This window comes from Mesorhizobium sp. M4A.F.Ca.ET.050.02.1.1, assembly GCF_003997725.1.
Classification (GTDB): domain Bacteria; phylum Pseudomonadota; class Alphaproteobacteria; order Rhizobiales; family Rhizobiaceae; genus Mesorhizobium.
In genome coordinates this window covers 1-718 of record NZ_RZSG01001363.1, presented here as the reverse complement: position 1 = coordinate 718, position 718 = coordinate 1, and the positions used below count along the sequence as shown (strand labels likewise).

Here is a 718-nt window from a genome sequence, read left to right as displayed (position 1 = left end):
GCAGGGCAGCATTGCCCGATCTTTCGGGATCATAGCGGTTTGCTTTCTCGGCTTCCTCGCCATGACCGGCAGACTGGTGTGGATGATGGCGCTTTCGATCATCATCGGCATCGCTCTGGTGTTTGGCGCCGCAGCCCTGGTCGATTCCATCCGGTCCACCGCTGGAGGCGCGTGACCGATGGAGGATGAAGAGGTCTATGTCGAGCCGGTCAGCCTGCCTCTGACGCGCCCGCCGATGAAATGGGGTGTGCGCTACGAGGTGTTCGCGCTTAACGGCATGGCTGCGGTCATCGGATTCATTGCGACCAGCAGCTTCACGCTTGGCCTCGGCCTATTCAGCGCGACGCATTTGATCAGCGCTTATCTGTGCCAGCGCGACCCGTACATTTTTCACATAGTCGAGCGCCGGCTGTCGAAGCGGGGCGCGGTCGCCAACTCAGGCTTTTGGGGCGCGAGGAGCTATTCGCCGTGAGCGTGAACGCCGACCTGAAATTCGCGAAAGCACGCAAACGGGAAAAGCCTGTCGAGGCCCATGTCCCCTATTTGCGCCATGTCGACGGCAACCTGGTCGTCACCAAAAGCGGCTTTCTCGTCGGGGTCATTCAGCTTGGCGGCCTGCCCTTCCAGACCATGGATCAGGCAGAGCTCAACAACCGCATGTTCAATCGCAACACGACATTCCGCAACCTCTCCACGTCCCGCTTTGCCGCCTATGCGA

1 protein-coding gene and 1 pseudogene are annotated in these 718 nt (G+C 60.3%); both read left to right on the top strand.

Features of this window, described 5'->3' with window-relative positions:
- Positions 1–178: 178 nt before the first annotated feature.
- Positions 179–472, top strand: coding sequence for a VirB3 family type IV secretion system protein (locus EOA33_RS37515; protein WP_066991233.1), 294 nt, complete (start codon positions 179–181; stop codon positions 470–472).
- Positions 469–718, top strand: a pseudogene (locus tag EOA33_RS37510) (type VI secretion protein); the annotation flags it as partial. The gene EOA33_RS37515 and the pseudogene EOA33_RS37510, both read left to right, overlap by 4 nt.

Coding starts and splice junctions, on each gene's coding strand:
- EOA33_RS37515 (WP_066991233.1), top strand. CDS start 179: ATGGAGGATGAAGAGGTCTATGTCGAGCCGGTCAGCCTGCCTCTGACG.